Source organism: Streptomyces sp. NP-1717 (genome assembly GCF_022695985.1).
GTDB lineage: Bacteria > Actinomycetota > Actinomycetes > Streptomycetales > Streptomycetaceae > Streptomyces.
This window is the reverse complement of record NZ_JAAPBF010000075.1, coordinates 19,979-30,102: the sequence shown is the minus strand read 5'-3', so window position 1 is coordinate 30,102 and position 10,124 is coordinate 19,979. Positions and strand designations below refer to the sequence as shown.

Here is a 10,124-nt window from a genome sequence, read left to right as displayed (position 1 = left end):
GGCCCCCGCCCGTTCTCCACGACGGCGGCGTGCATCCAGTGCGTATCGGTCCGTACGTGGTTCGGCCGCACCCACTTGGCGAGCCGGCGCCCGAACTCCTCGCGTCCGAAGCCCTCCACGGTCCGTACGACGTACCCCTCCTGCCGCGCGGGGTCCAACTTCAGTGCGCGCAGGGCCCGTTCGTCGAAGACGCCCCGCCACAGCACCGGCGGCGCCGGGATCCCCAGCCGTCGCAGCACCCGCACGGTCTCGTCCCAGCCGAGACACCACTCGCCGTCCCACACGGAGAACCCGTAGAACCAGCTCTCCAGATCCTCGTACGGGATCGAGTGCCGCGCGTACATGTTCTCCCCGCACACCCGCGTCCCGTCCGGGATCAGCCCCCCGATCCGCCCCTGCAACGCCTTGACCCAGGCCCGCGACGGATGATGCCCGGAATCCAGCGACCGGGCGTGCAGCCCGTCGCGGTACAGGGTGGTGTTCTCCCCGTCCATCTTCTCGGTGACGACGACTTCCCGCCCCCGCAGCCCGCCCAGCTCCCTGACCCGCACATCGTCCGAGGTGACGCCCGGCGACCACGGCACATGGGCGGTCCTCGGATACGCCGTACGCATGCCCACTCCCCCGTGGCCCCGTGACTCGCTTGCCCGGCAACCCTAGAAGCGCGACGGAAGACGAGCCATCGATTAACGGGGAGGGCTCCGGTGCCTGACCGGGGGTGTTGCCGGCGACACCCCGATCGGGTCCTCAGCCCCAGCGACGGAAACCGGCCCATCGCGAAGAATTCGAGCTGTCGGACATCAGCGGCACGGACCGGACCTGATCCCGAAGCCCGAAACCCGAAGCCCGAACACAACCCTGGGGGAACACACATGAACGAGATCCTCGCCCGGCGCTTCGCCGGCATCGCCGCGCTGTCGACCGCGGGCGCGCTCATCCTCGAAGTACCCCTGTACTTCGTCTACTCGGGCCCGCCGCCGGACGGCAACGTCCTCGCCCGCCTTCTGATCGGCATCTTCGCCCTGGCGTTCCTGATCGCCTTCGCGACGGCGTTCCGTGAACTCGTCAAGCGGGTCCGCCCCGAGTACGAGTGGGCGGGCACCCTCGCCTTCGCCTCCGGGCTGGCGTACGCGATCGTCACGCTGGTCTCCCACGGCCTGGAGGCGGGCGAGGTCATCCGGTCCGCTGAGAGGATCGACCCGACGATCGCGGTCTCGGGGACGTACATCCTGTACGGCACGATCGGCCGCGTACTGCTGGCGATGTTCGTCGCCTCCCTGGCCTTCACGATCTCCCGCACGGGCCTGCTCCCCCGCTGGACCGCCCGCTCGGGTTACGTCCTCGCGGCGCTCAGCCTGGCCTTCGTCCCGTCCCTGTTCTTCGGCAACGACCCGGCCGACTTCTACGCGGCCAACGGCTGGGGTACGACGGCCTCGATGGGCGCCATCCTGAGCTACTGGCTGCTGGCCCTGGGCGTCTCCACCTACCGCAGCGCCACGCGCGCCCCTCGGCCGGCCGCGCTCGGGACACCGTCACTCCAGCACTGAGGACGGAAGTGGGCCCCGCACCAACTTCGGTGCGGGGCCCACTTCTTGGTTGCTCGTGTCGGAGCTACCAGGTCGGACGGTCAGCCGTCGGAACGACGTACCGCCTGATCGGCAATTACTTGCTGATCTTGGTGACCTGGCCGGCGCCCACGGTCCGGCCACCCTCACGGATGGCGAACTTCAGGCCCTCCTCCATGGCGACCGGCTGGATCAGCGAGACCGTCATGAGGGTGTTGTCGCCCGGCATGACCATCTCGGTGCCCTCGGGGAGGGTCACGACGCCGGTCACGTCAGTCGTACGGAAGTAGAACTGCGGGCGGTAGTTGTTGAAGAAGGGGGTGTGACGACCACCCTCGTCCTTCGACAGGATGTAGGCCTGGGCCTCGAACTCGGTGTGCGGCGTGACCGAACCGGGCTTGATGATGACCTGGCCGCGCTCGACGTCCTCGCGCTTGATGCCACGGAGGAGCAGACCGACGTTCTCACCGGCCTGGCCCTCGTCGAGCAGCTTGCGGAACATCTCGATGCCGGTGACCGTGGTGGTGGTCTTCTCGGTCTTGATACCGACGATGTCGACGGTCTCGTTGACCTTGAGCACACCACGCTCGATACGACCGGTGACGACGGTGCCACGACCGGTGATCGTGAAGACGTCCTCGATGGGCATGAGGAACGGCTTCTCGACGTCACGCTCGGGCTGCGGGATCGACTCGTCGACGGCCTTCATCAGGTCGAGGACGGTCTGGCCCCACTCCTTGTCGCCTTCGAGCGCCTTGAGCGCCGAGACCTTGACGACCGGCAGGTCGTCGCCCGGGAACTCGTACTCGGAGAGGAGCTCACGCACCTCGAGCTCGACGAGCTCCAGGATCTCCTCGTCGTCCACCATGTCGGCCTTGTTCAGCGCGACAACGATGTACGGCACGCCGACCTGGCGGGCCAGGAGCACGTGCTCCTTGGTCTGCGGCATCGGGCCGTCGGTGGCCGCGACCACGAGGATGGCGCCGTCCATCTGCGCCGCACCCGTGATCATGTTCTTGATGTAGTCCGCGTGACCGGGGCAGTCGACGTGCGCGTAGTGACGCGACTCCGTCTGGTACTCGACGTGCGCGATGGAGATGGTGATACCGCGCTGGCGCTCCTCAGGAGCCTTGTCGATCTGGTCGAAGGCCGAGGCCTCGTTCAGGTCCGGGTACGCGTCATGCAGCACCTTGGTAATGGCGGCCGTGAGGGTCGTCTTACCGTGGTCGATGTGACCGATGGTGCCGATGTTGACGTGCGGCTTAGTCCGCTCGAACTTCGCCTTCGCCACTGTGGTCCTCCTGGAGTGGTTCTGTACGCCTTACTCATCGGCGCCAGGTGATCTTTGCTGGAATGCCGGGGCCCGGGACACCGGGCACCCCGCACGGTCTCCCGTACGCGGTGCCCCGGTACCCCAGGGCTTGCCGGTGACAAGCCTAAAGCGTGCTCGGGACGAGCTACTCGCCCTTGGCCTTCGCGATGATCTCCTCGGCGACGTTCCGGGGAACCTCGGCGTAGGAGTCGAACTGCATCGAGTAGCTTGCGCGACCCGACGTCTTGCTGCGGAGGTCTCCGACGTAGCCGAACATCTCCGAGAGGGGCACGAGGCCCTTCACGACGCGAGCGCCGCTGCGCTCCTCCATGGCCTGGATCTGGCCACGGCGGGAGTTGAGGTCGCCGATGACATCGCCCATGTAGTCCTCGGGCGTGGTGACCTCGACGGCCATCATCGGTTCGAGCAGGACGGGCGACGCCTTGCGGGCACCCTCCTTGAACGCCTGCGAACCGGCGATCTTGAAGGCGAGTTCCGAGGAGTCGACCTCGTGGTAGCCACCGTCGAGAAGGGTGACGCGGACGCCCACCATCTCGTAGCCGGCCAGGATGCCGAACTGCATGGCCTCCTGGGCACCCGAGTCCACCGAGGGGATGTACTCACGGGGGATACGGCCACCGGTCACCTTGTTCACGAACTCGTAGGTCGCGTCGCCGCCCTCGATGGGCTCCAACGCGATCTGCACCTTCGCGAACTGGCCGGTACCACCGGTCTGCTTCTTGTGCGTGTAGTCGATACGCTCGACGGCCTTGCGGATCGTCTCACGGTAGGCGACCTGCGGCTTACCGACATTCGCCTCCACGCGGAACTCGCGCTTCATGCGGTCGACAAGCACCTCGAGGTGAAGCTCGCCCATACCACCGATGATGGTCTGGCCGGTCTCCTCGTCCGAGTGAACCTGGAAGGAGGGGTCCTCCTCCGAGAGCCGCTGGATGGCGACACCCAGCTTCTCCTGGTCGCCCTTGGACTTGGGCTCGATCGCGACCTGGATGACCGGCGCCGGGAAGTCCATGGACTCCAGGATCACCGGGTTCTTGTCGTCGCTCAGCGTCTCACCGGTGGTGGTCTGCTTCAGGCCCATGACGGCGACGATGTCGCCGGCGCCCACCGACTCGATCTCCTCACGCTTGTTCGCGTGCATACGGTAGATCTTGCCGATGCGCTCCTTCTTGCCCTTCACGGAGTTCAGCACCGCGGTGCCGGCCGTGAGGCGACCGGAGTAGATCCGGACGAAGGTGAGCTTGCCCAGGTGCGGGTCGCTCGCGATCTTGAACGCGAGGCCGGAGAACGGCTCGTCGTCGGACGGCTTGCGCTTGATGACCTTCTCCGGGTCCTTGACGTCGTGGCCTTCGATGGCGTCGACGTCGAGGGGGGAAGGCAGGTAGCGCACGACCGCGTCGAGCAGGGGCTGAACGCCCTTGTTCTTGAACGCGGTTCCGCAGAAGACGGGCGTGACGGTGACGGAGTCGGCCGCACCCCTGGAGGCGAGCGTGATACGGCGGATCGCCGCGTGCAGCTGCTCCTCGGTGGGCTCTTCGCCCTCCAGGTACAGCTCCATCATCTCGTCGTCGTTCTCGGACACGACCTCGAGGAGCTTGCCGCGCCATTCCTCGGCGGCCTCGGTGTGCGTGTCCGGGATGTCGACGACGTCGTACATCTCGCCCTTGGTGGCCTCGGCGGACCAGACGAAGGCCTTCATCGACACGAGGTCGACGACGCCCTTGAAGTCCATCTCGGCACCGATCGGAAGCTGCATGACGATCGGGACCGCGCCGAGGCGGTCCGAGATCATGTCGACGCAGCGGTGGAACTCCGCGCCGGTCCGGTCGAGCTTGTTGACGAAGCAGATACGCGGCACGCCGTAACGGTCCGCCTGACGCCAGACGGTCTCGGACTGCGGCTCGACGCCAGCCACACCGTCGAACACGGTGACAGCGCCGTCGAGGACGCGGAGCGAACGCTCCACCTCGACGGTGAAGTCGACGTGACCCGGGGTGTCGATGATGTTGATCGTGTGATCGACATCGTCGAGCGGCCAGTGACAGGTCGTCGCGGCAGACGTGATCGTGATGCCGCGCTCCTGCTCCTGCTCCATCCAGTCCATCGTGGCAGCGCCGTCGTGGACCTCACCGATCTTGTAGCTCACACCGGTGTAGAACAGGATCCGCTCGGTGGTGGTCGTCTTGCCCGCGTCGATGTGGGCCATGATCCCGATGTTGCGGACCTTGGCCAGGTCAAGCGAAGTGGTGGCCATAAGGCTCAATCTTCTCTCGGTCTCGATGTGGGCGCTGACTACCAGCGGTAGTGCGCGAAGGCCTTGTTGGACTCGGCCATCTTGTGCGTGTCCTCACGCTTCTTGACCGAAGCGCCGAGGCCGTTGGAGGCGTCGAGCAGTTCGTTCATGAGGCGCTCGGTCATGGTCTTCTCGCGACGGGCGCGGGAGTAACCGACCAGCCAGCGCAGCGCGAGGGTGGAGGCGCGACCGGGCTTGACCTCGATCGGCACCTGGTAGGTGGCGCCGCCGACGCGGCGGGACTTGACCTCGAGAGACGGCTTGACGTTCTCGAGCGCGCGCTTCAGCGTGATGACCGGGTCGTTGCCGGTCTTCTCGCGGAGGCCTTCCATGGCGCCGTAGACGATCCGCTCGGCGGTGGAACGCTTGCCGTTGAGCAGAAGCTTGTTGATCAGCGACGTGACAAGAGGAGAACCGTAGACCGGGTCGATGATGACCGGGCGCTTCGGGGCAGGGCCCTTACGAGGCATTGTTTACTTCTCCTTCTTGGCGCCGTAGCGGCTGCGGGCCTGCTTGCGGTTCTTGACACCCTGGGTGTCAAGGGAGCCGCGGATGATCTTGTAACGAACACCCGGCAGGTCCTTCACACGGCCACCACGCACGAGCACGATGGAGTGCTCCTGCAGGTTGTGTCCCTCACCCGGAATGTAAGCCGTGACCTCGATGCCGGAGGTCAGACGCACACGCGCGACCTTCCGCAGGGCGGAGTTGGGCTTCTTCGGGGTGGTCGTGAACACACGCGTGCAGACGCCGCGGCGCTGAGGGGAACCCTCAAGGGCGGGCGTCTTGTTCTTCTCGACCTTGTCCTGCCGGCCCTTCCGGACCAGCTGCTGGATCGTAGGCACTACTTCTCCGGTTTCTGTGTGCCGTCGGTAAAACTAACCTGGAACATTTGCCGACCCACGCGGTCGGGTGTGTCGAATACTGCGAGCCCCCGCCGGCGGCGAGGAAAGCGCAGATCGCGGTGGCCTTTGTCCGAACTCGCCATGCGGTTGAGGACACGCACAGGAGCCCAGGCACACCCCAGGCACAAGGTCTGAGCGTACCTACCTCATCGACTCCGGTCAAAACAAATGCCGACGGGCCCGGACGGCACCGACTTCACAGCCCTGCAACGCCTGTCAACAGGGCGCTCTCGTCGGTTCCCGCCCTGACGGATGCCCACTTCAGTACGTTGATCCCTGAGACTGGGACGAGGGACGGGAGGCGCCATGGTAAGGGTGCCGACCCCCGGCGACGACGGCCTCGACGACCGAGTCCCTTACCTGGCACGACTCGAAGCCACCGAACGTGAGGCACTGCTCACCCTGGGGCGCGAGATGCGGTTCGCGCCGCGTGGGGAACTGCTGCGCGAGTACGAGCCTTCGGCCCACATCCTGCTGGTCCTGCAAGGCTGGACCAAGGTCACCGCCACCGCGCCCAACGGCTACGTGATGCTCCTGGCCCTCCGCGGCCCCGGAGACATCATCGGCGAGTCGGCCGCCCTCACAGGAAGGCCCCGCTCCGCCACGGTCACCGCGCTCGAACCGGTCCGTGCGGCCGTGATCGACCACGATGGGTTCCGGGAGTATCTGTCCGCCTACCCGGAGGCCATGCTGAAACTTCTCGGCCTCGCCAGCGATCGCAGCCGAGCCGGTGACCGGCGACGCCTGGAGTTCGCCTCGCTCACCGTGCGTGAGCGTCTTGCCGCGCTGCTGCTGGAGCTGGCCAGGACTCACGGGCGCCCCATCCCGGAAGGCATCGAACTGGCCGTACCGCTGAGCAAGGTGGAACTCGCGGGTTCCATCGGCGCCTCGCGCGAGATGGTGCAGCGCCTATTCAAAGAACTACGTGAGCGCAAAGTCATCGTGACCGGTCGGCGCACTCTCACCATCCTGCGGCCGGACGTGCTGCGCCGGGTGGGCGGAAACGGCTGAGGTCTCGGCCGCGTCTGTGCACACGGTCACACTTCATCAGAGTCATACGCACTCACCGCTCCCGCCCGGTTCCGGTCAGTCTGCCGTCGTTCGGCAAACCGACCGAGAGGCGACCATGAACACCCCTGTGAACCGCACGATTCTCCTGCTCGACATCGAGCGCTACAGCGACCGCGACGACATCGAGCAGTCGTTCCTGCGCCGCATGCTCTACGACATCGCCGATCAGACGCTGGACGCCGCTGGCATCGACTCCGCCCGGCGACTGCGCGCCGACCGTGGCGACTCGGTGATGGAACTGATCGACGCCAACGCCCCGGTGAGCGTTCTGCTGCGCACCCTGCTCACCGAGGTACCGGTCCAACTGCGCAAGACCAACCGTATGGCCTCCAGCAGCGCGCAGATCCGGCTGCGCGCCGTCCTCGCAACCGGGTACGTCGCCATCGACGCCCACGACGGATGGGTGGGCTCCGACCTCAACCACGCTTGCCGCCTGCTCGACGCGCAACTGTTGAGGGACGCCCTGCGGGAGCGCCCCGACGACTTCGCGCTCTGCGTGTCCGACTCCGTACATCAAGGAATCGTGCGACACGGCCACCCCGGCATCCGGCCCGAGGACTTCCACCACATCGCACCCGAGAGCAAGAACGGCCGCCTCTCCGCATGGCTGCACGGTACGGCGCCCGTGTCCGGCACGGAGAAGGAAGACGAGGCACGGACGTCGTTGCACGACGTGGCCGGTGAGAGCGTAGGCGCCACAGCGGGGGAACCGGCCGCATCGCACACTCCGGGTGCCACGCACATCACAGGCGACCAGTACGGCGTCGCCGGCGGCAACAATCACGGTGGTCTCAGCTTCTCCTTCGACCAGCGGACCGCGAAGGACCAGTCGTGAGCCAGCCCGATCCCGACAAGACACCCGACCACGAGAAGCCGTCCGGAGCCGAAGAGGAGAAGGGAGAAAACGCGGAGAGGGCGGACGCAGCACCCGAGCAGCGACCGCCGGCTTGGGCAGCCCGACGCGATCTCATCGAGCACAGCCCGCGCAATCTCGCCGGGAACCTCGTCGACGGCAGTCAGTACGGCGTTACCGGCGGTGACGTATACGGCGACCTTAATATCCGGATCGGCGGGGACCTGGAGACGCCCGCAATGTCCGGCGAGATCCCGGCGGCCTCGCTGGCCCGGATGGCCGTCGCCTTCGTGGAGGGCGCTCCTTTCGCCGAGGCACTGGCGCGGCTGCGCGACGAACGCGTCCTCGTTCTCTCCGGTGGTGAGTCCACCGGCCGCCGCGCCGCCGCCCTGATGCTCCTGCACCGGTTGGGTTCCGGGCACATCCGGTCCATCGACCCCACGACGTCACCTGCGGCTGTGCACGGTCACCTCGGAGGGCCCTCCGGATATCTGCTGGCCGACATGGCGGTAAGCCGGACCCGGCCGCTGCGGGAGACCCATCTCTTCGCCATACGTGAGCGGCTGATCCGCAGTGACGGTCATCTGGTCATCACCGTGGCCTCGTCGGCCATCCGGCGTGACCTGGCGCATCTACCTTGGGAGCCGCCCTCCAAAGACGACGTCCTGGCCGCGCATGTCCGCGCGCAACAGGGCGAGTCGGGCTGGGAGCAGGTCCGGGACCTGGCGGCGGTACGCGGCTTCCTCGACCAGGATCACACCCCGGGAGAGGCCGCCGACTTCGCGGAGCAGCTTGTCGCGGTGCTCACCGGCGAGTCCACGGAGGAGGGGCTCTCCTCCTACGGGGCGGAGTCCGCGCAGACGCGGGTCGAGTCCTGGTTCACGGACGACTCCAAACACCTGCGGGACAAGGCATTCCTGATCTCGCTGGGCGTCTTCGACCAGGCGCCGTACGTCCTCGCGGCGGAATTGGCCGACAGACTGTTCCGCCTGATGCACGAGATCGAGAACCCGTACACCCCCCAGGGCGTGCCGGTCTTCGGAAGCTCCCGCGCCGCCCGCCTCGGTCTGGCCCGCGCCCGCGGCTACAACGAACCCGAGGTAACGGCCTGGGGCGCCGTCGATCAGTACATGGCGACCTTCAAGGACGACACCCTGCCCACCCGTCTGCTGGACACGGCCTGGATGCTCTACCCGTCGTCCCGCCCCGCGCTGGTCACGTGGCTCCGCGAACTCGCCACCGACGGACGCCCTCTCGTCCGCACGAGAGCATCCGCCGCCGCTGCTGTCCTCACCAAGGCCGATCTGTCGTCGGGACTGGCCCATCTCGTCGAACCATGGGCCCGGGGCCGGAGCTACGCCGCCCGGCTGGCCGCCGCCAACACTCTCACCCTCGCCCATCTCCTCAAGGCGCCGGCGATTCCGGAGATCCTGCATGACTGGTGCGTGGGCGAGGACGAGAATCTCCGGTGGACGGCGATCCGCGCTTACGGGTTGCTGGGACCCGTCCTTCCCAAAGATGCGCTTAAGGCGCTGATCACCGCCACGCGGGCGTACTGCCGCACAAGAGACCGCACAACGGAACCCGAGGAGCAACCGCTCAACGACGAGTTGCTGGAACTGGTCGAGGCCATCCAGCTTCTCCTGCTCTCCGCCCGCGGGCCCGTACTCGCCGAGCTGTCGAGCCTGGTTCAGGACGACCAGTCACTGCGAGGCCCGTTGCTCGGGGCCTTCCTCCTGGCGTGCGAACAGCACGACGAAGACGCCACCTCGTTCCCGCTCGTTCTGGAGTGGTACGCCGAGGCTCAGAGCGAATCGGTGTCGCAGGCAAGCCAGTTGACCATGCTCTGGCGCCGGGCCCTCAACGACCACCGGCACACCGACCAGGCCCTGACGGTCATGGCCCGCTGGGTGCGACACGCCGAACAAGACCCGGCAGCGGAGCCCGTGCTCGCCCGGCTGTTGGCGGACCTGGCCCAGGAGCCGTCCGAGCGTCAACGGCTCGGACATCTACTGCGGACCATGCCGGGCGTGGACGGCGGTCGTCCCCCGTCCGTCGCAGGGCGGCTGTTGACAGCCGTTCCGTACATAGCCCGCTGAGAGCC

At 67.0% G+C, this 10,124-nt stretch carries 9 protein-coding genes; 4 read left to right on the top strand and 5 right to left on the bottom strand.

From position 1 onward, the window contains the following. The coding region (locus GXP76_RS17440; protein ID WP_242572453.1) for an RNA ligase family protein at nucleotides 1-614 on the bottom strand (614 nt) is incomplete at its 3' end. A gap of 258 nt (nucleotides 615-872) precedes the next feature. On the opposite strand from GXP76_RS17440, the gene GXP76_RS17435 reads away from it, so the two are divergent. After that, nucleotides 873-1,547: a hypothetical protein gene (locus tag GXP76_RS17435; protein WP_242572452.1), complete on the top strand. Its 675-nt coding sequence runs from the start codon at nucleotides 873-875 to the stop codon at nucleotides 1,545-1,547. 115 nt (nucleotides 1,548-1,662) lie between these two features. On the opposite strand, the gene tuf is transcribed toward GXP76_RS17435, so the two are convergent. The 4 genes from tuf to rpsL form a co-directional block, all read right to left on the bottom strand. After that, nucleotides 1,663-2,856, bottom strand: a complete 1,194-nt coding sequence (gene tuf, locus GXP76_RS17430) for an elongation factor Tu (protein WP_023539362.1) — start codon at nucleotides 2,854-2,856, stop codon at nucleotides 1,663-1,665. Between the two features lie 166 nt (nucleotides 2,857-3,022). Further along, nucleotides 3,023-5,152 carry an elongation factor G gene (gene fusA, locus GXP76_RS17425; RefSeq protein WP_147874359.1) on the bottom strand — a complete coding sequence of 710 codons (2,130 nt, stop codon included), beginning with the start codon at nucleotides 5,150-5,152 and terminating at the stop codon, nucleotides 3,023-3,025. A 38-nt stretch (nucleotides 5,153-5,190) separates the two neighbouring features. Further along, a complete protein-coding gene (gene rpsG, locus GXP76_RS17420; protein ID WP_023539364.1) occupies nucleotides 5,191-5,661 on the bottom strand; it encodes a 30S ribosomal protein S7 in 471 nt (156 codons plus the stop codon). Between the two features lie 3 nt (nucleotides 5,662-5,664). Then, nucleotides 5,665-6,036, bottom strand: coding sequence for a 30S ribosomal protein S12 (rpsL, locus tag GXP76_RS17415; protein ID WP_003948652.1), 372 nt, complete (start codon nucleotides 6,034-6,036; stop codon nucleotides 5,665-5,667). A gap of 366 nt (nucleotides 6,037-6,402) precedes the next feature. Here rpsL and GXP76_RS17410 point away from each other — a divergent pair, with 366 nt between their 5' ends. From GXP76_RS17410 to GXP76_RS17400, 3 genes are all read left to right on the top strand, one after another. Beyond that, on the top strand, nucleotides 6,403-7,107 hold the full coding sequence (locus GXP76_RS17410; protein ID WP_242572451.1) for a Crp/Fnr family transcriptional regulator: 705 nt from the start codon (nucleotides 6,403-6,405) through the stop codon (nucleotides 7,105-7,107). A gap of 115 nt (nucleotides 7,108-7,222) precedes the next feature. Next, nucleotides 7,223-8,002 (top strand): hypothetical protein, encoded by a 780-nt coding sequence (locus GXP76_RS17405; RefSeq protein ID WP_242572450.1) that lies wholly within the window; start codon nucleotides 7,223-7,225, stop codon nucleotides 8,000-8,002. Further along, nucleotides 7,999-10,119: a hypothetical protein gene (locus GXP76_RS17400; RefSeq protein WP_242572449.1), complete on the top strand. Its 2,121-nt coding sequence runs from the start codon at nucleotides 7,999-8,001 to the stop codon at nucleotides 10,117-10,119. The genes GXP76_RS17405 and GXP76_RS17400 overlap by 4 nt, the downstream gene beginning before the upstream one ends. The last annotated feature ends 5 nt before the right edge of the window (nucleotides 10,120-10,124 follow it).